Origin of the sequence: Roseomonas populi (assembly GCF_024594815.1) — a bacterium.
GTDB lineage: Bacteria > Pseudomonadota > Alphaproteobacteria > Acetobacterales > Acetobacteraceae > Roseomonas > Roseomonas populi.
This window is the reverse complement of record NZ_JANJOU010000010.1, coordinates 66,365-89,013: the sequence shown is the minus strand read 5'-3', so window position 1 is coordinate 89,013 and position 22,649 is coordinate 66,365. Positions and strand designations below refer to the sequence as shown.

The following is a 22,649-nucleotide window of genomic DNA, read 5'->3' as shown; positions in this document are numbered from 1 at the left end:
GCAGCCTACCCGGCCCCGACGTACCCTGGCCGGAAGTAGGGGCCCGTTCCCGGGCCAGGCGGCACGGACCGCGTCACCGCCGCGGAAGTGGAACGGGACGAGGTATAGGACAGGGACGATGATTTCCGCCGAGACAATGTGATCAAGGAAGCGATGATGGATCGGTACATGGAAATGGAGGCGGCGCTTGCGTCGCTCCGGAGGATCCCCTCGCCGCAGCCGGACGGCATCTTCCAGCATCCTGCTTTCAGGAGCCTCGAGAACCACTGCCGTTCCCAGTATCCGAGCGCAAACCGTGGGCTGTTCACGTCGTTCGCAATCTGGCACGGGCTCTGCCTCCTCGGCGTGCCTTGCGCGCAACCCCCAAACCTGCCCACTGTGGAACTCGCTGACGCAGCGAAGGGGCTGGTGCACGCCCTTGAGATGCAGAGAGTGACGCGGCGCTACATCGTCCCGCTCGATCTGGGAGGAGATATCCCGCACCTTCAGTTTGGTAAGGCGGAAGTTATGCGTTTCTCCCCAGCTGACCTCCGCGTCCTTTTCGAGGAAGGCACGATACGGCGGCTGCACACCGGACCGTTTGGAATCGAGCGTCTTTCAGAGTTCCACTGACTGGTCGTCGAAGACACGGTGGACGTGGCTCGGCATATCGGTGCGCGTTTATCTGCCTTCGACATTGGGCGTAACATGGGTGCCATCAATCCTCATGAAGGCCGGTTCCCGGCGCAGGTCATGCAGGCCCTCTTCGTGTTGCTGCTCCAGCCATGGGAAGACTGGCACACTGACCGAGAGATCGACTGGCGGCCCTTCACCGTACCCTGGGTGCATGTGGTGACGGAAGACATCTTCGAGCGCACGAACCCGTTTCCCTCCCCGGACAGCCTCACCTGGGAGCCCGCTTTCGACCAGGACGGGAACGAGTACGAACGCCCAGCCGCTTACCACTTCTGTGGGGATACTCATGCAGGACTTGCCCATGTAGACGAAGCGTATTGGATGAAGTTGCAGGCCGCCCGCGTCAGCCCGCTGTTCAAGACTCCCATTGAACATTTTATGCTGCGCGCATTTTTCAGCGATGGGATAGACGAGATCATCGCCCACATCACCGTCATCAAGGCGGCTCTCGGATTGCAGTCCGACTTCACGAAGGTTGGGCGCAACCGGCATCCTAAAATGCCTCCGACACATCGCGTCACCAGGCGCGTCCAGATCCTGCTCGATGACGATGCGGCCGGTAATGCATACGCCCGCCTGTTCGACATTGCGAGAAGGCCGCTCCCGTCTTGGTCCCTTGTTGGACCGGGTTCCAGCAGTTTTTACTTGGGGCTACTTCTTGCCGAGGTGAGCCTTAACCCGCTCGGTTCCGACGCCCACTAGTTCATCTCATACTCGCAGCCTGACGTCCTGCTCCACGAGTGCCCGTCGTCATTCGTGCAGCGCGAGGGAGAACTCCAGCTTCCAAGCAGTCTCAGCCTTCAGTCCCGAGCTGACGACGTGCGCCTGCTGCAATGCCTCCTTGCGCCTTCCGAATACTGCGCACCGGAGAGCCGCAATGGGTGTGACCACAGACATCCCTGAGCATCGCTTCCCGCTTTGGGCGGAACTGCTCGGGCGCGCCGACGAAACAAGCCTGTAGGGGCAGATCGCAGTGCTCCTCCCCTTTAGCATCGGCCAGGGCACTTCCATCTGCCCCAGAAGTGCGGGTACCCTGGGGCACGACGCCGCACGGCAATGGCCGTTGCTCAGCGACACGGAAGAGGGAGCGGCGGTGTGCGGGACGCCATGGAGCTGGACGACTGTCGCTCCTCCATTGCAGGCTTTGGGGCGATATGACTTCGGGTGATCCCTCGCCCGGAGCGGGAAGTGGTGCAGAACCGGCCACCATCAGCCCGGCTGAGGCGCTCGCGCGCTTTTTCGGAGAGGGGCAGCCCTCCTTCGGATCACTCGACATCCTGCTGTTTGACCAGACGGATGGTGATGGGATCTTGCCTCACTTGGTGGTTCACCTCCTTCGGCTAGAAGAAAACCACGGTCCCCGGTTCACATCAGTATCTGTTGTACACGGGCCAGGACAGGATACGCGCGTCAGGCATCTACGGGACAGACAGGGGCGTGTGCGGCTGGTCGAAGCGGCTAGTCTCGACGACGAGAGACTGAAGGAGATCGTCCGCGAAAGCCCCACAGAATCGGCGATCGTTATTGTCGACGCTGCGGCGTATCGGAATCCTGACCTCCGCCCGGCGCACGAGGAGCATCTTGCCAGATCGCCGGACGAGGAGGACGTTTGGGCTTTCCATCTGCGTGCCGCCGCTGTCGAGCTGCTCGCGGTGATAAAGGACGACCACAAGTACGTGGCGCTCCTCTCCGGCCGCCCGCCGCCGGTTCGCCAAGACGTGCTGGACAACCTACTATCGGTGGAGAACGCGTTCGTACTGTCCGGAGAGTTGGACAGTGAGAACGTGCGTGCCCGTCGGGCAATCGCCGCGGAACTGACTCGCCTAGTGGACGCTGGAGAGACCGGCAAAGCGCTTCAGACTGTCGCGAGCCTCTCGGCGGATCAAGATGGCAACAAACCCTTCTTCCGAATTCAGATATACCACCGTGCAGGTCTCCACGGAGCCGTCATCCAGGAGATCGAGGCTCTGGAGAGTCTGAACGATCTCTCGCCCGTCGGACGGCTCCGCATGGCTGAGGCCGCCATCGACGCTGGAGCAGGCCCGATCGCCCGGCGGTTAATTGCCCAGGGCTTTCCGGATCTGACGGACCTCGAGGATCTCGAGACGGCTCTCAAACTTGCCGACAGGATTGACGAGAAGAAGCTCGCCGCAGCGGTCGCCGACCGCCTCTCCACGTTCCATCCCCGCTCGGGAGGTTTGCTCGTACATCGCGTGGAGCGGCGCATCGAAGAAGGGCGGTACGATGAGGCTGCCGCGCACCTTAAAGGACGAACGGGGACCGAGACCTCCTTGGCCGTTCTGACCTTCCTCTCGGAGAACCTTCCAAGGGAGGGCGTGCCGGACTACGTCGCGATTCTGGATCACCTCGCAACCAAGGAGGTGCCCTGGTCGGCGGAGGCGGCCGCCGACTTGGTGCAGGACGCGCTTCGGCGTGCCCTACCATCGCACGCCCTAGTCGTCGGCCTGGCGAGCAAGGCTCTTGGTACGAAGCCGAGAGTGCGCGCACGGCTAATTTGTGATGCGCTGGCCGCGCTGCTTCTCAGGGACGAGACGCGGGGGACAGGATCGGAGGAGCACGAGACATTGACCGCGGCCGTGGTCGAGGTCGTCCGGTTCCTCGCCGCGCACCCAGACGATGGCTGGATCCGCACCCGCCTGAGTGGTCTTCTGTCATCCGAGCACAGCGGGGTCTTTGGCTTGGCGGTCGCGGCCGCCGCGGCCGTGCGCTTGTCCGCCGAACCTCTGGAACTCGCGCCACCGGAGGAGCGGACCCCGCTTGGCGTCCCCGAAAAGGTCATCGATCGCTTTGTCGCGGAGGCCTGGAGTTGGCTGGAGAGCGTTTCACCGTTCGTGCTTGGGCGGCTGAGACTGCCCGAGAAGATCTTGCCGCCAGCGCCAGACGACGTGATGGCCTTCCTTAGGAATCTCCTGCGTCGCCTCGGGACCGAGATCGCCGATGAGACCGACGTCAGGGCATTGCACCAATGTCTTGCGGTCGCCCTTGCTCTCGCGCCGCACACCTCGCAGCCGAACGTCGACCAGGACCTAATCAGGATTGCCGGAGCCGCGCTCGCCCGCGCTGGACGCCACCAAGCTGCCCGCGACTTGGCCGAGCAGGCGTTGCAAAGTGCGAACGGCCCGGTGCGGAGCAGGATCGCTTGGTCCATCGCGGCGGATCTCTACCAGCGGAGCGGCGGAAACCTCGACGCGCTGCTCTTCTCGGCTTGTGCCGCAGCAGGAGATCCGAGAGTTGAAAGCGAACAGGCTATCCTGGAAGCGAACGCTCTCGTCCGCATCTTGCGAGATTTGGGACTCTACGGGGAGGCCCGGCGGGTACACCAAGTCGCGGGACAGAGGCTGGAAGCCGCAGGCCTCATGGAGGTGAACCGTCACCGTCACGAGGTCATGAAGGTGACGCTGGATGCCCAGGCGGTCCTCCGCCATTCGGAGGCGCCAACCGACCTACTCTCCGACCTGCTCCGCCGCCTCACCGAACTGGGGCGAGAAGCCATCGACCAAGGCGACGATCTAGCTCCTATAGCTATCACGCTCGCCAATGTGCTGGCAGAAGCCAGCTCGGCTTCAATCTCCGTCCCGGAGGAGACGAGCGCCGTCAATGCGGAACTCGGAAGCCGCTTGGTCGGGCCCGCGGCTACGCTGTGGCGGGGGATCGCCGCACCCAACCCGGGCACGACCGATCTCCTAGATCTCCTTCGGGGTACGGAGGGCACCCGCTATTCGGATGACGCGCCCCACGACGCCCGACAGGTGGCGGTCGTGGCCCGGCGAGTGCTCGGGACTTGCGTTGAACAGCGCGACACGGCGTCCGCCGCGTTCTGCATCGAGCTCGTTGCGGACCGCGGTGTCGCAATGCCGGGTTGGGAGACGCGGGCACGTCCCGCCCCGAGCCTGACCTCCGTGCCCGAGGCGATCCAGATCGCCGAGAGCATCTCGACAGGGGGAACTGCGGTAATGCTCGCAGCCATGGACTCCTTCGGCAAGCTCGTTGCAGTCCAGGTCCGCGACGGGCAAGCCCACCCTCCTCGCGAGGTCGGGGGCGAGACTTTCTCGACGGAAGCGCTCGAGGGCTGGGCAAAAGACTACCCGAGGCGCTATGGCCTCGACGACAGCACTCCTAACCTCTTCTACGTGAGTACCGAGGGGCTCGGCCTACCTCCACTTGCTCCTGGGCCTGTAACGCTCGTGACCGACGTCGCGCTCCAGCAAGTGCCGCCCAACGTTTTCCGGGAGGGCGAGCATCTCGCAGGTGAGGTACGGCCAATGGCGGCAGCGCCGTCCTTATCGTGGCTGCGGGCGGCGAGAGGCTGGCGGCCCGGTGACGAGGCGCGCAGGGTGGCCTGGATTCCGCTCGGAGATGATCCTGGCGGAACCCTTGCATTCGTGGCCGACCGTCTCGAGGCCGAGTTCGAGGAGCGTGGGATAGAACTCGATATCGCGGCCGAGCTTCCACACGGGATGTCCGATGCCGGACTGGCGATTGTTGTCGCGCACGGGGGGGTCGGAACCGAGGAACGCTTCTTCCGTCGGGTGAGCGACGAAGGCTCTCTCCGGGTTGCTGCGGGAGACTTGGCCGACGCCCTACGTAATGTCGGAATCGTCATCCTATTTGTCTGTCATGGAGGTCGGGTCGATCGGGCTCCGGGGGTGAACACTGTCGTTGGCTTGGCAAAGAAGCTTCTCGATCGGGGCTGCAGCTGCGTTATCGCCTCGCCCTGGCCGCTGAACGCGGACGTGCCGCATCGGTGGCTTCCGGCGTTCCTAAACGCCATGGAACGAGGCGAGTCAGCGATCGTCGCTAATTTCGAAGCAAACGCCGCAGTGCGGGCGACCTTCGGCGGCGATCTCTCCCGAGGGTTGGCGATGAACCTCTACGGCGATCCGCTTCGAACGCTGCCGGGGTACGGACCGGCTCCGGCCGCCTCTGCCTAAACGGGGACACTTCCCCCGGCTCCCCCTTGACCAGCCCCCATGAGGTGATCCGGGCATGTTTTCAGTGGAACACATCGTGGTCTGCGCCCCAACTTTGGTCCGGGATCTATGCAAGTTCTCGGGCTGGTTGAGCTTGGTTGGCGAAAGCGCTCGGGGTCAAGTTCCCGAGCGCTGAGTGGGGTCTCTCCTCGTTGTAGTGGCACCTCCATTCCTCGATGCGCTCCTTGGCGTCGGCCAGGGACAGGAACCACGAAGCGTTCAGGCACTCGGCCCGGAGCCGGGCATTGAACGCCTCGATGAACGCGTTGTCCGTGGGCTGTCCGGGACGGGAGAAGTCGATCTCCACCCCGTTCAGATAAGCCCAGTGGTCGAGCAGGCGCCCGGCGAACTCCGGGCCGTTGTCCACCCTCAGGCTCTTTGGCTTGCCCCGGGCGCGCACGAGCTGATCCAGAACCTCGACCACCTGCGCCGCCCGGAAGTTGGCTCTCGGATGTGTCGAGAGCCCCTCTCGCGTGTGGATGTCCACCACGGTCAGGATCCGGATCGGGCGGCCGTCGAACAGCTGATCCGACATGAAGTCCATGGCCCAGATCTCATTTGGCGTGGCCGCTCCTGGACGTCCCTGGCGGTAGCGCCAAGCCCGCTTGCGCCGCGGCAGCTTGGAGCGGATCGCCAGTCCCTCCTCGGCATACAGCCGGTAGGTCCTCTTGTGGTTCACCGGCCACCCCTCACGCCGTAGCAGCACGTGCAGGCGTCGGTAGCCGTACCGCATCCGGGCCGCGGCCAGGTCGCGCAGCCGCATCCGCAGCTCCGTCTGTGGATCCCGCCGCGGACGGTAGCGCTGCGACGAGCGGTGGAACCCCGTCGCGTGGCAGGCCCGCCGCTCGCCGATGGCGTAGGCGCCCTGAAGATGGCGCACCACCTCTCGACGAACAGCAGGCCTCACCATTTTCTACGCAGCACGTCCTGCAGCATGGTCTTGTCCAGGCTCAAGTCGGCGGCCAGCCGCTTGAGCTTGGCGTTCTCCTCCTCGAGCTGCTTCAGCCGCCGGATCTCGGCTGTGCCCATCCCGGCGAACTGCTTCTTCCAGCGGTAGAAGGTCGGCTCCGAGATCCCGAGCTTGCGGCAGATCTCGGTCACCGCCGTGCCGCTCTCCGCCTGCCTCAGGGCGAAAGCGATCTGCTCGTCCGTGTACCGTTTCTGCTTCATGGCACCGCCCCCTCCTCAGGGGATTACAGTGCCCGAAAAACTTGCGCCCTGGCCGGATCAGTTTCGAGGGTCAGGACCAACTCCACGACGAGGTACCTGCTGAAGCTCGGAATGGGGAAGGCACGTCGAACAAGTGCCTGCCCGCCTCGATCTCGGCCGCCCTGAAGATGTATTGACGACCGCCGTCGATCCCAGGCCCCGAAACCGGCGTGACGCCACATCCCTTCAGGTGACAGGCGAGCCAGCCTCTGGAACGGCCTGTGCTCTTCTCATGATGGGCAGGCACGAAGAAGTCGCGCTTAAAGGTCGCGAGGTCCGCCCCGGAGATTCGTCGGTCTCCGGACAGGCCCGACGCCCGCAGTAGGCCGCGGGAGCACAGGAGGTAGACGACCTCCTGCTTCAGCCCGAGCTGAACCGCCGCCTCCGGGACCGTCATCCCGGGAGGTTTCGCCCTGTCGGCCAAGCCAAGGTCACCGACCGCGGCCGCGTGGACCAGGCACGTCGCCAGATCTCCCGGGGGCCGACGGTGCACGGGACCGAGCTGCCCGGAGGCCAGGGCATTCCATGCCGTCTCCAGGGTGTGACCGCGGCGCCTCAGGAGCACGATGGCGTCCTGAGCAGTGAGCATCCTGTCCTCGGGGGGCGCCGGTGCGTCGCCGGTCGTGGGCAGCCGCTCGAGGCAGGCCCTCAGTCCCGCCTTCGACCATCTCCTGGAGCCCGGGAGCCTGAGGTGCCGACCATCCGCTGCCTGGAGGACGCCGCACTCCACCAAGCCCTGGAACAGGGTCCGGCCGCATCCCAGGATCTGCGCGGCTTCCCGGTCGCCGACCAAGTCGTCCAGCCGCGCTCGGGCCCTAGCGACCCGTGCCGCCTCGACGAGGATCGGCGCCCCACTTCCGCCCGCGTCGGGATCCAGCCCGAGTTCAAGACGGTCGGAGACGTCGCGGAGGTTGGCCAGCCCAATCCCGAGCGCCGCGGCAGCGCCCTTCAGGGGCTGGCGCCGGGAAACCGGCCCCGGAAAACCGGGAGCGCGCGTCGGCGCGACACCGCGACGGCTCCACCAATCGGTGATCGCCGTCCGGAGCAGACGACCAAGGTCTGAGGTACGCGGGACGGAAGAGACCCAGTACGCTAGGAAGCCAAGGTCGTGGCGGAAGCCGTATCGACCGGTCCGCCCCACCGCCCGCGCCGCGACCACGTCCAGGACGTCCTCGAACGTGCGTGGCCAGGCGGCGCAGGCATCGGCCCCGGCGTTCAAGGCCACGTCCAAGGTCCCGCCGTCGGCTGCGAGCCTGCGGGGGGCGGGGTCGTCGGAGAGGGCGAACCAGCCGAGGTGGACGATCAGGTCCACGACGCCGTCCGTCGGCAAGGAGAGGACGGGCGGTGACAGGGGCACCGCCCAGCGACCGGCATCCTGCTCGAGCCCGAGCAATCGGCAGATCGTCGCGAGGCCCCGGATACCTTCCCCGGGGCGAGCCTCGGAGACCGAGCGGGCCAGTCCCGTCCCGCACGCGCATGCGGCGAGGGTGCCGCTGCACCACCGCAGAGGTTCGCCGCATCCCGGGCATGACCGGATCAGGCGGCCGCCGTGGCGCGGACAGGAGGCGGCGAAGGCGAGATGCCAGAGGCGTCGGTGGACAGGGGCCTCGGCGAGGCACGACGGACAGACCTGCCTCGTCGAGGTCGTGAGATACCGGCGCGCGAGCTGCCCGGATCCCACCCGGTTCATGCGGTGCCCGAGGCGGGGGAAACCCTTCGCGATGAGTTCTTCTTCCGGCACGCCCGACATGCGGGCGAGCCCAGCCATAGGGAACGCGGCTTCCTGGATGCTCCCGAGGGTCGTGCCAGGAACGCCAGCCAGCTTCATCAGCGGGATCACCGACCAGCCCTCGGTTCGGTTGCGCTCGGCCAGCCGCGCCACGAAGCCTGCCAGCGATTCCTCGGGGTGATAGCCGACGCGAAGGGGCAGCTGGATGCATCCGGTCGCTTCGGGAGACCGTGACAGGTCCGCCAGGAAAGGACCCGGGGACGTCGACATATCCGGGGCTGGCTCGGATGCCCCGATCCGGGATCCGTTCGGCATGGAAACTTCCCGATGGTGGTGGGAGGTCGGCGCGATCGCCGTGGCGGACATCGCGCACGGGCGCCGCGAAGGCCGGGCAGCCAGGGCATGGCTGAGGGCAAGCCCGAAAGACGGGAGTCGAAGTCCCGTCCTGTCAGCGAAGTGCCGGGTGCCTGACGACGCGCGAAGGCGGTGATGGTCGCTGGGGCTCGAACGATGCCGTCGCGGATCCTGCTCGATGACGGCAGTTCCGGCAGGCCAGCCACTCAGCGTATTCGAACGACATGCCCTGCAGCGGTCCGTCTGGAAGGCGCCGGTGCTGCCGAAGGGGTAGGGCTGGCGGGAGTGCGACCGACGCCGGTCATGCGCGCCAGCCCGCGTTCAGGTTTCCGGCAGGGCGTACAGCCCGGGCCCTGGCGTGCGATGCCACCATCGCGAAGAGCGGCAACGGCGGCTGCTGCGGAATGGCCGCACGACGCGCCGACGTCGTCTCGACCCAGCCGGAGCCGGGCCTCCAGCGGCCGCGAACCGCGCCCGTGTCCCGCAAGGACTCGAGTGCGGGAACCAGGAAGTCGGTCACCTCGCCCAGGGCGTGATGCAGACTCGGCACGGGATGGCTGCGAGGAACGCTGTCCGCGATCTCCTCCCAGGCAGCCCACTGGGCCCGCGACATCCGCAAGGCGTCGAAGGCTGCTTCCCAGTAGGTGTCTCGGCGGACGAGCATCCGCTCGGCATCCCGTCCGACGAATATGGCCTGGACGGCCGCTGCGAGTGCCTGACCGTCGATGTCGAAGCGCCTCTGCAGCATCCAGAGGTCGAAAAGGTCGCGCACCCGGGAATGGTCGGGACCGTAGGTCACGAGGAGGCCGGACTTCTCTCCTGCCAGCCATTCCCGGGTCATGCAGGCGACCAGCGGTCGCAGCCCTCCGGAGCCTGTGCAGTGCATCCGCAGGCGTTCGACGTGGTCCGGACCGCCGACACGAGGTGCCAGGACGACCCTGACGGGGACTGATACCTCCTCTACGCGGGCGGGGATCCTGACCTGGAGGCGCTCCGTCCATCCCGAGCCGGAGCGGCGGGTGGTAGCGCGATCCCAGTCGAAGACGACGCCCCGGGCCGTTCCCGTTGCCGTCCGCAGGATCTGCATCGGGTCCGCAGCACCGCCGAGGTCGACCAGATCAAGGCCGCGGGTCGTGCGGTGAAGCCCGCCGAGCCAGACGGCGAACAACCAGCAGCCGCGGACGGCGAAGCGGCTGCCGCCGGGCGTCTGCGAGAGACTGTCGAGAAGGTGTTCTATGGCCCGTCCGAGCCGATGTTGGCCGACCCGGTCCGTGCGAGAGGGGAGGTGGCGCACACCAACAGCCTCCCGCATCACTCACCTCCGCCGATAGCTGCCGCCGCGACCTGCAGGTCTCGCATCGTGCTCGACGGCACCTGGAGCGTCTCGGCCACCACCAGGAAGTCGGTAGCCCTTCCGCCGTTCGCGACGTAACGCCGGGCGGCGCGGATTCCCGAGCCAATGCCGCCGACATGCTTGGAGTAGCGGAGCAGGTCCACGACGGTGCGAACGGCGTCCGTACGGCGGATCGTGACGCCGCAGACCTCGTCCTCGACAATCCCGACCTCGAACGCCCCGTTGTAGCTCCACCGAAGGACCTGGCGCGGCGTGTCCCCGACCGTGGTGGCGTGCACGCCCTGGGGGAGGGCCAGCCAGAGCTTCGGTGGCGCCTCGTCCACCAGGCCCGCCAAGTGCGCGGCCGAGAGCAGGCAGACCACCGCCCTGGGCATCCGCGTACAGGCCCCGGCGAGGTCAACCAAGTCGCGCCGGGGCTCGGCGCCCGGGACGAAGTAGGCCCCGTCCTGTGTCTTCGCGACCTGCCCGGCCCGTAGGGCATCGGCGATCGCCTGGGGGCGGATGCCCGCCTCCCTGAGCGCCTTCGGTCTCCTGACCGATCCGTCCGACAGCAACATCGTCAGTCTCTCCCGCTGCGGGATCGCAGCGAGGTCAAGGCTGGTTAGACGATTATGCCGTTGTCGAGTCATTTCTAATGCGATTCTATCTGGCCGCGGCCCGGAGTGCACTTGGTTTCAGGGCGGCAGAGGAAGGAATCGCAGTTGCTACTGCGGGCCGCGCGACAGCGTGCCTCGCCAGTTCGATCACAAGGACTCATTGGACCTTTAGGCAGTAGAATCAGGATCGGCCGCGCGCCGCCATACATACGCGATTTCCTTTCGAACTCGCCGTCCATCCAACTTCATGGGGCTGACCGCGATAGCGAAGGTGACGCGAGCAGAGCGAAGCGCAGGCAGGCAAGTGTGGACTGGAACGTTGCTCATCCGCCACAGATAGGGCTGCAAGACGCTGCCGCAAAAACCTCATAGAATGGATGAACGGACGGGGCAGATTGGGCCCCGCAAAGGCTGCTCGGCGCCAGCGTGACACCCTTATGGTATTACCCCAAATAAGCCTTTGACACTGTTGGTGGCGCGCTGTACCTGCGTTGCCTATGTGCAATCAGGCCGACCTTTCCGTCGCTGCCGTGGGCCCGTCGTTCCGGGCTCCTAATCTGCACACTTTAGGCTTAGCGATAAGTCTCGCCTGACGCGGTGCTGCTCTCGGGCAGTTGCCCCGCCAGGCTTGGCGTTGGTGTCCTGAGGCGTTTCCCGAGCCATTGAGTTTCCAACAGTAGGCTGCCGTCGTGCATTCACACTGCACGGGCGGCATTCCGTCGGTACTGCGGCCGGTCCTCTACCAACTCCATCCACACACAGATCTCGACGAATTTGACCGCCAGCGATGGCGGGAGGAGGAGCCATGCGCACTCGGGCGCAGTGGTGTCGCGACGCCGTACGAACGTGCGTCCAAGGTCCGAACGGCCCCCGACTGTCCTTCGCGGAGGCTCGCGACTGATGCGTGTCTCTCGAAAAATCCCGCGCGAGATGATGCCTCAGAATGGGGGGCTCGGTCCGACGCGCCGCATCGAGACGCGGCACCCGTTGAGGGTCATCCGGCTCTACCCGAGCACTCTGATGGGCTGCCTTATTCCATGCGAATCCGCGGGCGAGATGGCGCACTGGATGATTATCGAGGCAGACGGCGCGATCGTCTCGGCCCGCGCCCAGCCCGACATGGTGCGCTGGAGCGATGGCGGCATCGAGCGCCGTCACGTCCCGGACGCCGAGGTCCGGTTCGACGACGGGCGGATCGTCGTTAAGGAGGTGAAGCCCCGAGCGGACCTTTCGCCACGAGCTCTCGCGGAAGTCGATCATCGGACCGCGATCCTGCAGGCCAGGTTCGCGGTCCGCGGAGTGGGTTACGAGGTCGTGGACAGCACATCCCCCGCCTTCCTCCGGCGCCTCCAGGCCGCGAAGGACGTCCTAGCGGCTCGGCGTCACACGGCCCCGCCCGGTTTCGATCTCCTCGTTCGCGAGGCCATCATCCTTCGAAATGCCACGACCCTCGGACGCATCGAGGAACTCGTTCCCGGGGCGTCCCGCGCCGACCTCATGGCGCTCGTCCTGCGCCGGAAGCTCGTTGTCGCCCTCGACCAGGGAGCGATCTCGGCACGGACGCCCGTCCGCATCCCCCATGCCGCCATCCAGGAGACCAGCCGATGACCCCCAAGCTCAGCCTGCGCCGCGGTGACCACCTCATCCGGGGCGGAGTGCGCTTCAAGGTGCTCCACCGAGCCAAGGACGGCAGCGTCAACCTCGAGCGCACCGACGACGATTCGGTGAGCACCGTGCCCGAAGACCAGCTCGTCCGTGAGTATGGCGAGGGACTGCTGGAGATCGACCGCCGCCAGGAGGTCGTGCAGGGCGCAGCCGCTCATCTCCTGGAAGGCGACTTCGCCTCCCTCAGCGAGGCAGCGAAGGCGAAGGCGGAGTTCCGGGTGCCCTTCGTCCGAAAGATGCTCGACGACCGGCGCCGCCGATGGTCGAACCGCGACCTCGCCACCCTCATCGAGTGCGTGCGTCAGGAGAAGGGGTTCAAGAAGGGCCCCAGCCCTCGCTCCCTGCGCCGGTGGGCGAACCGGGCACTCGCTCTCGGCTTCGAACGGCTCGGCGACGTCCGCATCCTCGTACCCAGGAACCACGCCTGCGGAGGCTCCCACGACAAGTTCGGGGCCGAAGTTCAGTCCATCATGGACGGGGTCATCGACGACCTCGTCATGGTGCCCGAGAAGACGTCCGGCTCCGATGCCTATCTGGAGATTCGGGCACGGATCAGGGCCAAGGAGGCCGAGCTGAAGACGAGGTTCGGGGCTAGCGCCCCGAGCCTTCCTGTGCCGAGCAAGCGGACGTTCTACCGCAGGCTCGGCTCCATTTCCGAAGAGGCGATGTCCCTGGCGCGGGACGGCCGCCTCGAGACGGACCGCAAACACTCGCTGGTCGGCCGTGGTCCTCAGGGCGATTATCTGCTGCACGAGGTAGAGATCGACCATACGCCGATCGACGTCATCGTTGTGTGTCCGCTGACCGGCATTCCTATCGGTCGACCGACGGTCACCATCGCCCTGGACCGCTGGAGCCGCATGATTGTGGGCGTCCATGTCGGGCTTGAAGGGCCGGGGTGGCATGCCGCCATGATGTGCCTCCGCAACGCGATCCTGCCGAAGACGGCCCTGCTTGGCGTGGACCGCGAGGACCTCCGTGCGCGGTACCCCTGGGACGCGATGGGCATCATGGACGTCCTGGTGCTCGACAACGGGCCCGAGTTCCACAGCGCTGCGCTTCGGTCCGCGGCCAAGGAGCTCGGCATCACCCTGCAGTACTGTCCGGCCGGACAGCCCCGCTACAAGGGGAAGGTGGAACGGCTCTTCCGCCGCGCGAACGTGGAGCTGTTCCACACGCTGCCGGGGACGACCTTCTCGAATCCCGCCATGAGGGGGAAGTATGATTCGAAGGCGGAGGCGAGGCTCACCGTCACCGACGTGCGCGCGCTGGTGCATCAGTGGATTGCCGACATCTACTGCCGCACGCCGCACTCGTTCACGAAGCAGACGCCGAACGAACGGTGGGCGGAAGGGCTTCGTCAGCGTGGTGGCGTGAGCCTGCCGAACTCCGCGGCGGACGTCATGCTGAGCCTCGCGAATGTCGAGTATCGCCGCCTCACCAGCAAGGGCATCGAGCTCTACGGGCTGCACTACAGCAACCCTCGGGATCCCCGGCTTCGTGCCCTCCTAAACCACCCGGATCGCCCGCAGGCGTTCAAGGTCCGTGTCGGCAGCGAAAATCTCGGGACGGTACACGTCGAGGATTTCCGCGAACCCGGGCACTACGTGCCGGTGCCCTGCATCGACCGAAACTATGCCGAGGGTTTGAGTCTTGGCGAGCACCACGCGATCATGGCGCGGACCCGGATGAACCTGAAGGCTCGGCAGGCCGCGACCATGGCGATGCTTGCGGAATCGAAGGCGAAGCTCCGCGCCGCCATCGCCCGGGTCCGCCAGGCCGGGAACCTGTCCTCCACAAAGCTGAACGCGATCTACCCGGCGCTCACGGGGAAGATCACCGACATCGGTGAGGACGGCAATCCCGTGCCCGTCGCCAGCGGTGCTGCGCCGGTCGCCGCACCTGTCGCTCCGCCCCGGAAGGCGGAACCGCGGGGCCCTGTCGTGCTCGACATGCCCCAGCGGAAGTTCGCCATCAGCTTCGGCTGACTTCCCGTCGACCTTCCATCTACCAGACCCACCAGGAGGCTACCATGACCCACAACGCGGCCGATCATCGTGCCCTCGCTCTCCGTCAGCGGCAGGACGCCCTGGACAGGACGAAGGCAATGCTCGCCCAGTTCCGCACGAACATCTACCTTAACCATCCGCAGCTCGACGCCATCGAGCTTGACCTGGAGGGCGTCCTCGCCTTCGGGCCGCCGGAGAAGGGGAACCCGCAGCCTGCCCGGACCTACCTGCTCGTGGGCGCGTCCGGCGCAGGCAAGTCCACCATCCTCCACCGGTTTCTCGCCCGGCATCCCCCTGTGAAGGAGGTTCTGCGCGACCTGATGGAAGTCGTGTATGCGGAGGTTCCGGCGTCCGCGACCCGTTCGGGCACGATCCGCGCAATCCTTGAGGGGCTCGGGGTAAGCCCGAAAGCGCGAGCGACGGAAGCGGACCTGACCCGCAGCCTGGTCCACTACCTGCGCGGGATGGGGGTCCGCGTGCTCATTCTCGACGAGGCCCAACACCTCATGGACCGGAAGACGGGCAGGTTCGCTTACGACACCGCGGACTGGCTCAAGACCCTGTCCAACTCCGGACTTTCGATCGTCATTGCCGGAACGCCGGAGGCCTCGATGGCCTACCATCTCAACGAGCAACTCGGGCGCCGTTCGATGGGCCAAGCCGAGATCGAGAGCTTCCCATGGGGCGGCCCCGACCCGCAAAGCGAGTGGATGATGATCGTCGAGGCCCTTGCGCCGAAGATCCCGCTCCTCAACGCCTCTCTTCTCCTGGAGGGCGACATTCCTCACCGCCTTCACCTTGCCACGGCCGGGTACCTCGGGCGGCTCGTGGATTTCATGGCGCTCATCATCATGGAGGCGGGGAAACAGGGAGCAACGGCTATGGACCGCCACCTGCTGATGGCCGTCGAGCAACGGCGCCGCGACCTCGATAACCCGGAGTGGGTAAATGTCTTCGCGCTCGTCAGCCTGGCGGATTACAAGGCCCCTGTTCGGGACACCAGCCGCAGGACGCGCATCCGGCGGGGCAGGCGCCTCCCTCGCCAGGAGGATGTCGGCCACCTTGAGGAGGTGTGACAATCATCCGGACTGCGCCCTCGGGGACGCTTCTCTCTGTCCCTGGGGTCGGGCAACATTCGGACGGCTGGACCTCGGTCCGGCCGTTCTTCGTTCATGGGGTTCTCGACCTGGGCAGCAGGTGCCTCTGGTGGCGTTGACAAGGTTGACGGCACGACTGGCTGTCCGGGTCACTGTCGATGACACTGGAGGACAGGTCCCATGTCATAGCCTGACCAAGAATCAACGTGTAAGCTCGGTGCCAGGGACAGGCTTCTTGGCACCACATAGTGTTGTTGTGAGGTGCTAGTGAACTTGTCTCTGTGCCAAGACTTGGCATTGGCCCCTCTCAAGACATATTGCTGAAAAGCAAGGATGTTTAGGAGGAGGTGCGAGGCGGTCTGCCTATTGTCGCAGGAAGTCGTCGTGCTCCTTCGCCCGTGCCAACTCCTCTGACACAGCCTTCCATCAGGTCCCGGGGACCGCGCCAGTACGTCAGGCGCTCCCTGCCGGCCGGGTCCTCGAGGTCGCTCTGACGGGATGGTGCCCTGATCTCGCGCTCGACATCCAGCCGGTCCGCGGGATCCAGCCCGAGCAGGAAGCCCGCACAGTCTAGGGCCTCGCTCTCCAGCCCTCGGGCATGCAGGGTCCGCCCCTAGGCCGAGACCGCCGCCATGAAGAGGCGGCTCTCGGGGGCGTCGTGCCAGCGGATGGGCGCCTCGCCAGCCAGCTCCGCCCCCCGGTCCTCTGGCCGATGCGGACAGCGTCCCGGGGAAGGGCCTCGGTCTCCGCATCGGTGGGAGCGTGTCTCGTCAGAAATGCGAGCTGGAGGACTGCATGCCGCGACCGGACCGCAGGTTCCGGGTAACCGTGGCGCTCTGACCTTTGCGTCGCGACCCGAATGTCGCCGCGCGGCTATTCGTTCTGGCGCCTCGCCCAGATGGACCAGCATCGGCGAGCTTCGGCTGGGATCGCTCGTCTACGCTACGCTGTGCCAGTCGACTGATGACCGCCTCGCTCCATGCGCGCTGGATGAAGGCCTCCACCTCCTCGCCCACGTGCCGATGTCCGGCCATCCAGGCCAGGATCCTGGCAGCGACCTCGTCCTTGAAGGAGGCGCCGGTGAGTTCGATTTCCTCCAGTTCGGACCAGAGACCTGAATCCGACCGGAGATGGCTGCGCCAGGCCTTGACCGCGTAGTGCTCGACGGCGGCGAGGAAGTCAGCCTCCAGGTCGGTGACCTCGAGCAGCACGGCGCTTGTTGTCCCGGCGAGACGGCCCGCTCGCTCCCCCACCGCGGACGCCAGGTCCGAGCGCCCGTCGAGCCGCTTCCCCAGCCGGGGAAGGCGGCGCGCGACGTCCTGGACGATGCTGGTTCCCAGGTGATGATAGATGTCGAAGGTGCGGGAGGCGCCCCTGCCGCGGACTGCCGTGCGCACGGCATGGGTGCTAGCTCCCCTCAGGGCACCGGTCACGGCGGTCCCGACCTCGGCCGGATCGCCACGCAGGATCCGGTTGTCCCCAGTGAAGGCCCTGAGGTTCGCCAGCAGGGCGTCGGCCTGGTCCTGGGTGCCGGGTTCACCTGCTGCAAGCCGAAGCTCGTCTACGGCGGCCAGGGCGGCGCTGGCGTCCCCAAGGTACTCCTGCCGGAGCCTCGCGATCCGCTCCGCGACGAAGTGCTCCAGATCCTCCCGGCGGCCCCGGGCCGCATCGAAGGCGAGGACGCCGACATCCCCGATCCCGAGGCGCGCCAACGCCGCCTGGATCGCCTCCTCCCGCTCAAGGTACTCCTCGGCCAGCTCCCTGGCAGCCGGGTCATGCGGATCCACCGCTCTGGCGGCATCGCCCTGGCGGGCGACGACCAGGATCGCGGCGCGGGTGGAGAGTGTGGTCTCGCGCCTGGTCTGGAGCACAGATCTCAGGAAGAGGGTGATGGCATCGTCCGGAGCCGCCCTCCAGGGCGAGCAGAACACCACGACTGTTCTGGGGTCCCGCAGCACCGGAAGGAGCTCAGGCTCGAGGGAGGCGCCCTGGCTTCCGCGCGTGTCGATGAGGCTCAGTCTGTAGGATGAGTCATCAAACCCGATTGGGACCGTCACGGTGATCTTCGTGGGGAGCGGGAAGTCGGGATGGCGCCCGCTGCACACTGCGGCGAAGACCTCCCTCAGCCAGGCCTGCCCAGCATCGACATCGTCGCCGTCGAACTCGGCAACCCGGCGCGTCCTGCGCCACAGCGCGAGGCGGACCACGATCTCGGCGAGCAGGCCCTGTCCCCTGTGGCGCTGCGCGAGGTTCGCGATTGCCTCCGCGTCTCCTGACAGGTCGCGGATGGCCGCTTGCGAGAGACCTGCCATCGCGAGCAGCGCTCTCTCGATTTCCTGGGGCGGACCGGCGGGGATGGTCGTGGCATCGCTCGCGAGCCAGTCGTTCCGCTCGATGGCCACCCGGCAGAGGTCCCGCACGTGGCGCTGCACCTCCTCCGGATCCATGGGTTCGACCTCGATCGCGAAGCCCTTGCCGGACCTGACGTCCACCTCGCACACCGTCCTGCCGCCACCACCCACGTCGAGTAGCGGGAGGCGGGCGTCCCCATGATTGCGAGGACGTTGGAACAGGCCGCCCAGTCGGCACAGGGCGTGGGTCTTGCCGACTCCCGTCTCCCCCAGGAAGGCGACCCGGTGGTCCCTACGGACCAGGAAGAGGCCGATCCTCCTCAGCCTGGCATAGACGAGGGATGCAAGGTCCCTGATCGCCGGAGGAGCGGAAGGCCGGGTTTCCAGCTCGGCCAGTGCGCAAAGCCCCTGCTCGATGCCGCGCAGCGCGTCGATGTCGGGGTGCTGGAGCGTGGGGGCCGGGAGGTGCAGCCACGGCGCCTCGATGGATGCCAGGAGTGCAATGGCCTCCTCGGTCCCGACCGCCCGCAGGTAGCGGCGCAGCAAGGACGGCTCGCAGCCGCGGTTACCCTGCTCAAGCCGGGACAGCGAGGTCTGGTGCAGGCACAGCCTTGCCGCCAGCTCTCTCTGCGTCAGCCCGGCGCTCTCCCGCACTCGGGCCAGGGCCTGTCCCATGTCAGCCCTCACAGGGCTGCTGCCGTCCGGAGGCAGTCGAGGACCGCCCGTGAACCAGCGATGACCCTGCGCAGACCGACCGGCCTGCCGGCTCCGGACGGCACGGATCGATGTGACGTTGAAGGGGCGCGAGAGGACAGGAAAGGGTTGGCCATTGCCCCTCTCTAGTCACTGATATTCTCGGCCAGATGGGTGGAAGATTTACGCGCGTAAATGTTCCGGGCCGGCGGTGAGACTTGCTTAGCGCGGACGCCCGTGGGCACGGTGCCCGCATGCAGATTTTGCTGATTGAGGACGACGAGCGGGTCGCTTCCTATGTGTCCAAGGGGCTGCGCGAGGCAGGCCACATCGTCGACCACCACGACGACGGAAAGCGCGCCCTCATCCAGGCCACGCTGGAGGACTACGACCTCATCATCCTCGACCGGATGCTGCCCCGACTGGACGGCATCAGCCTTCTCCGCACGCTGCGCGGGGCGGGGAACGACACTCCTGTCCTGATGCTGACCGCGCTGGGCGACGTCGAGGAGCGGGTCCACGGCCTGGAGAGCGGAGCGGACGACTACCTGACCAAGCCCTTCGCGCTGACCGAACTCCTTGCCCGGGTGGCCGTGCTGGGCCGCAGGCAGCGGGCAAGCAGCGAGGAGACCCGTCTCGTGGTGGCGGACCTCGAGATCAACCTGCTCGCCCGGACTGTGAAGCGGTCCGGGAAACCCATCGAGCTCACCCCGCGGGAGTTCCGCCTCCTCGAGGTTCTCGCCCGCAGCGCCAACCGGGTCGTCACGAGGTCCATGCTGCTCGAGCGGGTATGGGAGTACAGCTTCGAGCCGCAGACCAACATCGTCGATCAGTTCATGAGCAAGCTCAGGCAGAAGATCGACCGGGATTTCCCCAGGCAGCTGATCCACACGGTCCGGGGTTCGGGCTACGTCCTGAGGGACGGTCCGTGAGGATCACCAGCAGCCTCTCGTTCCGCTCGACACTCCTCTACACCGTGGTGTTCGGCGCATCCGTGGCGCTGATGATATTCATGTACTTTTTCCATAACGTCGTCGGGCCGATGCAGGACATCAAGACCGCGGTCTATGCCGAGGCGAGGGTCCTGGACGCCGTGCACCGTTCTGGCGGCGCGGACGCGCTTGTTGCCGCTCTCCTTGCCAGAGGACATTCCGACGATGGCAGGAAGGCCTTCCACAGCCTGATCTCCGCATCCGGAGAGACCCTCGCAGGCAACCTCGCGCATGTGCCGCCGAGGAGCAACGAGCAATGGCTGCAGATCGAGGCGGATACGAGGCTCGACGGAGAAAATGACGACCATACGGCACTCGTCTACGACTCCCAGCTTACCGGTGGCGAGCGCCTCCTCGTCGGCTTCGATATCGAGGATCTCGTCCAGCGCAGGGCCACGCTCTCCAACGCCGCCACCTGGCTGGTGCTGGGATCCTTCCCGTTCGGCCTCCTGGGTGGCGCAGTGATGAGCTATGTCATCGGGCAGAGGGTGGATGCCATCGGCAGGACGGCGCGGCGGATCATGTCGGGCCATCTGGAGGAGCGGATCCCGATACGGGAGAGCGGCGACGACTTCGACAACCTTGCCATCACGCTGAACCTGATGCTGGACCGGATCCAGCAGCTTCTGGACTCCTTTCGAAGCGCCTCGGACACCATCGCCCATGAGCTCCGGACACCCCTTGCACGGCTCCATGCCGACCTGAGTGACCTCCGGGCAGCCCTTCCCGGCGAGGCGCCGCCCCAGGCCGATGCTGCTGTCCAGGAGGCCGAGAAGCTGGTTGCCCTTTTCGACTCCGTCCTGCGGATCGCGCGCATCGAGAGCAGGGGCAGCTTGGCAGTCAGGCGGGCCATGGATCTCACGCAGGTCCTCTCGGACGTTGCAGAGGCGTTCGGCCCGGCCTCGGAAGAACGGTGCGTGGAGCTGGGCACCGACATCCAGCCAGGCCTGACCATCGTGGGAGACCAGAACTTGATCTTCCAGGCAATCGGGAACCTTGTCGACAACGCGACGAAATACGCTCGTCCGGGTGGGCGGGTAGACCTCCAGGCACACACCACGGACGTGGGCGTCGAGATCCGGATCACCGACAACGGCCCGGGCATTCCGGCAGAGCAGCGTGACATGGTCTTTGAGCGTTTCATACGCCTGCCGCAGACCGCTGCAGTACCAGGCGCGGGTCTAGGATTGAGCTTCGTTCGTGCCGTAGCAAGCGCCCACGGCTCCGAGATCACGATGGCAGATGCGGCACCAGGCTTGGTGGTGACCTGGACCTTCCCCATGGACCAGCACGGCTGAGACCGCAGCCAAAGGTGCCAATAGCGGCGCGCCGATAGGCGAGAGCGAGAGATCGCGAGAACCCTGAAAAGAAAAGGGCGCCCCGGTTGTCCCGGGGCGCCGCATTCTTGTCAGCCACTGGTCGCCTACTCGGCCAGGGCCTTGTCCTTGCCCTTACGCAGGCCCGGCAGGAGCATGGCCAACAGTGTGATGGCGCACAGCACGATCAGCGTTGCGCTGATCGGGCGCTCCACAAAGATGGTCGGGTCGCCGCGGGAGAGCAGCATGGCGCGGCGCAGGTGCTCCTCCATCATCGGGCCGAGCACGAAGCCGATGAGGAGAGGGGCGGCCTCCATCCGGAGCTTGGAGAAGATGTAGCCGAGAATGCCGAAGAACAGGGTCTGGTAGACGTCGAAGACCGAGTTGTTCAGCGAGTACACTCCGATGGCGCAGAACACGAGGATCGCCGGGTAGAGGTACTTGTAGGGCACCGCCAGCAGCTTCACCCACATGCCGATGAGCGGCAGGTTGATGACGAGCAGCATCAGGTTGCCGATCCACATGGAGCAGATCAGGCCCCAGAACAGATCCGGCTGGGCCTCCACCATGCGGGGGCCGGGCTGGATGCCCTGGATGATCAGCGCGCCGACCATCAGCGCCATCACGGCATTGGCCGGGATGCCCAGCGTCAGCAGCGGGATGAAGCTGGTCTGGGCGGCCGCGTTGTTCGCGGACTCCGGACCGGCCACGCCCTCGATGGCGCCATTGCCGAACTCATGGCCGTACTTCGAGAGCTTTCGCTCCATCATGTAGGAGCCGAAGGCCGACAGGGCCGCACCACCACCGGGCAGGATGCCCAGCACGGAGCCGACCACCGTACCGCGGAGCACGGACGGAACCGACCGGCGGAACTCCTCGCGGGTCAGCCACAGGCTGCCGACCTTGCCGGACATGACCGAGCGGGCCTCGGGGCGCTCCAGGTTCAGGATGATCTCGCCGATGCCGAAGATGCCCATGGCGATGGACACGAAGCCCAGGCCGTCGGAGAGCTCAGGCACGCCGAAGGTGAAGCGCTGCTGGCCGGTCTGCACGTCCGTGCCCACCAGGCCGAGGGCGACGCCGAGCACCACCATGGCGATGGACTTCAGGACCGAGCCCTGGGCCAGCACCGCGGAGATGATCAGGCCGAGCAGCATGAGCGAGAAGTAGTCCGCCGGGCCGAAGGAGAGCGCCACCGAAGTCAGCGCCGGGCCAGACCAGGCGACGAGCAGCGTGGCTACGGAACCCGCGAAGAAGGATCCACAGGCCGCGATAGTGAGCGCCGCGCCAGCCCGACCCCGACGTGCCATCTTGTAGCCGTCGAGCGCCGTGACCACCGAGGAGACCTCGCCGGGCAGGTTTAACAGGATGGCGGTGGTGGAGCCGCCGTACTGCGCGCCGTAGTAGATGCCGGCGAGCATGATGATGGCGGTTGTCGCGGGCTGCCCGAACGTCACGGGCAGCAGCAGCGAGATGGTGGCGACCGGACCGATGCCGGGCAGCACGCCGATCGCCGTCCCGATCAACGCGCCGAGCAGCGCGAAGATCAGGTTGTCCATCGACATCGCGACGGAGAAGCCGTGCGCCAGATTGGATAGCAGTTCCATGGGTTGTTTTG

General features: G+C 66.3%; 14 protein-coding genes. 8 read left to right on the top strand and 6 right to left on the bottom strand.

All coding sequences use genetic code 11. The features are described from left to right. The first annotated feature begins 138 nt into the window (after positions 1-138). The 3 genes from NRP21_RS13845 to NRP21_RS13835 all read left to right on the top strand — a co-directional run bounded on the left by NRP21_RS13845 (position 139) and on the right by NRP21_RS13835 (position 5,627). Positions 139-612, top strand: coding sequence for a hypothetical protein (locus NRP21_RS13845; RefSeq protein WP_257716803.1), 474 nt, complete (start codon positions 139-141; stop codon positions 610-612). 24 nt (positions 613-636) lie between these two features. Further along, positions 637-1,377, top strand: a complete 741-nt coding sequence (locus tag NRP21_RS13840) for a hypothetical protein (protein WP_257716802.1) — start codon at positions 637-639, stop codon at positions 1,375-1,377. Positions 1,378-2,114: 737 nt separating this feature from the next. Continuing rightward, complete coding sequence (locus NRP21_RS13835; RefSeq protein ID WP_257716801.1) at positions 2,115-5,627, top strand: CHAT domain-containing tetratricopeptide repeat protein; 3,513 nt, start codon at positions 2,115-2,117, stop codon at positions 5,625-5,627. Between the two features lie 106 nt (positions 5,628-5,733). Here the strand turns inward: NRP21_RS13835 and NRP21_RS13830 are convergent. From NRP21_RS13830 to NRP21_RS13815, 4 genes are all read right to left on the bottom strand, one after another. Then, positions 5,734-6,836, bottom strand: a protein-coding gene (locus NRP21_RS13830; protein ID WP_257716800.1) for an IS3 family transposase whose coding sequence is annotated in 2 segments (ribosomal slippage) — positions 5,734-6,575 and positions 6,575-6,836 — 1,104 coding nt in all. Because the reading frame shifts where the segments join, the coding sequence is not laid out codon by codon here. Positions 6,837-6,906: 70 nt separating this feature from the next. Further along, a complete protein-coding gene (locus NRP21_RS13825) occupies positions 6,907-8,919 on the bottom strand; it encodes a TniQ family protein (protein WP_257716799.1) in 2,013 nt (670 codons plus the stop codon). A gap of 340 nt (positions 8,920-9,259) precedes the next feature. Beyond that, a complete protein-coding gene (locus NRP21_RS13820; RefSeq protein ID WP_257716798.1) occupies positions 9,260-10,270 on the bottom strand; it encodes a nucleotidyl transferase AbiEii/AbiGii toxin family protein in 1,011 nt (336 codons plus the stop codon). Then, on the bottom strand, positions 10,270-10,869 hold the full coding sequence (locus NRP21_RS13815; protein ID WP_257716797.1) for a type IV toxin-antitoxin system AbiEi family antitoxin domain-containing protein: 600 nt from the start codon (positions 10,867-10,869) through the stop codon (positions 10,270-10,272). Before NRP21_RS13815 ends, NRP21_RS13820 begins: the two co-directional genes overlap by 1 nt. A 1,107-nt stretch (positions 10,870-11,976) precedes the next feature. Between NRP21_RS13815 and NRP21_RS13810 the strand changes: the two genes are divergently transcribed. From NRP21_RS13810 to NRP21_RS13800, 3 genes are read left to right on the top strand one after another with little or no spacing between them, the layout of a single operon-like run. Next, positions 11,977-12,516, top strand: a complete 540-nt coding sequence (locus tag NRP21_RS13810; protein ID WP_257716796.1) for a hypothetical protein — start codon at positions 11,977-11,979, stop codon at positions 12,514-12,516. Continuing rightward, positions 12,513-14,561 carry a hypothetical protein gene (locus tag NRP21_RS13805; RefSeq protein ID WP_257716795.1) on the top strand — a complete coding sequence of 683 codons (2,049 nt, stop codon included), beginning with the start codon at positions 12,513-12,515 and terminating at the stop codon, positions 14,559-14,561. Before NRP21_RS13810 ends, NRP21_RS13805 begins: the two co-directional genes overlap by 4 nt. Before the next feature lie 44 nt (positions 14,562-14,605). After that, positions 14,606-15,658, top strand: coding sequence for a TniB family NTP-binding protein (locus NRP21_RS13800; RefSeq protein WP_257716794.1), 1,053 nt, complete (start codon positions 14,606-14,608; stop codon positions 15,656-15,658). A 791-nt stretch (positions 15,659-16,449) separates the two neighbouring features. On the opposite strand, the gene NRP21_RS13795 is transcribed toward NRP21_RS13800, so the two are convergent. Continuing rightward, on the bottom strand, positions 16,450-18,705 hold the full coding sequence (locus NRP21_RS13795; protein ID WP_257716793.1) for a helix-turn-helix domain-containing protein: 2,256 nt from the start codon (positions 18,703-18,705) through the stop codon (positions 16,450-16,452). Positions 18,706-18,977: 272 nt separating this feature from the next. Here NRP21_RS13795 and NRP21_RS13790 point away from each other — a divergent pair, with 272 nt between their 5' ends. Both NRP21_RS13790 and NRP21_RS13785 read left to right on the top strand, forming a co-directional pair. Further along, positions 18,978-19,655: a response regulator gene (locus NRP21_RS13790; protein ID WP_257716792.1), complete on the top strand. Its 678-nt coding sequence runs from the start codon at positions 18,978-18,980 to the stop codon at positions 19,653-19,655. Continuing rightward, positions 19,652-21,013 (top strand): sensor histidine kinase, encoded by a 1,362-nt coding sequence (locus tag NRP21_RS13785; protein ID WP_257716791.1) that lies wholly within the window; start codon positions 19,652-19,654, stop codon positions 21,011-21,013. Before NRP21_RS13790 ends, NRP21_RS13785 begins: the two co-directional genes overlap by 4 nt. Positions 21,014-21,138: 125 nt before the next feature. Here NRP21_RS13785 and NRP21_RS13780 read toward each other — a convergent pair whose 3' ends face one another. After that, positions 21,139-22,638: a tripartite tricarboxylate transporter permease gene (locus tag NRP21_RS13780; RefSeq protein WP_257716790.1), complete on the bottom strand. Its 1,500-nt coding sequence runs from the start codon at positions 22,636-22,638 to the stop codon at positions 21,139-21,141. Positions 22,639-22,649 lie beyond the last annotated feature (11 nt).

Coding starts and splice junctions, on each gene's coding strand:
- NRP21_RS13795 (WP_257716793.1), bottom strand. CDS start 18,705: ATGGGACAGGCCCTGGCCCGAGTGCGGGAGAGCGCCGGGCTGACGCAG.
- NRP21_RS13800 (WP_257716794.1), top strand. CDS start 14,606: ATGACCCACAACGCGGCCGATCATCGTGCCCTCGCTCTCCGTCAGCGG.
- NRP21_RS13805 (WP_257716795.1), top strand. CDS start 12,513: ATGACCCCCAAGCTCAGCCTGCGCCGCGGTGACCACCTCATCCGGGGC.
- NRP21_RS13825 (WP_257716799.1), bottom strand. CDS start 8,919: ATGCCGAACGGATCCCGGATCGGGGCATCCGAGCCAGCCCCGGATATG.
- NRP21_RS13780 (WP_257716790.1), bottom strand. CDS start 22,638: ATGGAACTGCTATCCAATCTGGCGCACGGCTTCTCCGTCGCGATGTCG.
- NRP21_RS13815 (WP_257716797.1), bottom strand. CDS start 10,869: ATGTTGCTGTCGGACGGATCGGTCAGGAGACCGAAGGCGCTCAGGGAG.
- NRP21_RS13790 (WP_257716792.1), top strand. CDS start 18,978: ATGCAGATTTTGCTGATTGAGGACGACGAGCGGGTCGCTTCCTATGTG.
- NRP21_RS13810 (WP_257716796.1), top strand. CDS start 11,977: ATGATTATCGAGGCAGACGGCGCGATCGTCTCGGCCCGCGCCCAGCCC.
- NRP21_RS13820 (WP_257716798.1), bottom strand. CDS start 10,270: ATGCGGGAGGCTGTTGGTGTGCGCCACCTCCCCTCTCGCACGGACCGG.